The sequence below is a fragment of the Cognatundibacterium luofuense genome, from assembly GCF_018139685.1.
GTDB classification, from domain to species: domain Bacteria; phylum Pseudomonadota; class Gammaproteobacteria; order Burkholderiales; family Burkholderiaceae_D; genus Undibacterium; species Undibacterium luofuense.
The window spans coordinates 1-305 of sequence record NZ_JAGSPN010000504.1 but is presented as its reverse complement, the minus strand read 5'-3'; the positions used below and the strand labels follow the sequence as shown (position 1 = coordinate 305).

Sequence of the window (305 nt, the reverse complement as noted above, 5' to 3'; positions counted from 1 at the left end):
AATATCAGCGCCCTGAACACGGGCACCACGACTATTACTGCAGGCTTACCGGCTGATTTGTACACTGCCACTAGCGCCAGCTATACCCTGACAGTGACACCTGTGGTGGCCAAAACTAGGCTCGCCACCATGGAGCTGGCACAGGTGCTGGCACAGCGTCCGGGCAGCAAATACCAGACTCTGATACCGAATCGCGACTTGCTGGTACGTGCTTATCTGTATGCACGCAGTGCGGATGCGGTCACACCGGCCACTAACGTAAAAATCGGTGGAGAGCAATTCGCAATGACTTGTCCGGCGAAATT

General features: G+C 55.1%; 1 protein-coding gene. It reads left to right on the top strand.

Annotated elements, in window-relative coordinates; genetic code table 11:
* Nucleotides 1-305, top strand: a 305-nt coding sequence (locus KDM89_RS21425) for a hypothetical protein (protein ID WP_212689810.1), incomplete at both ends; no start/stop codon positions are given.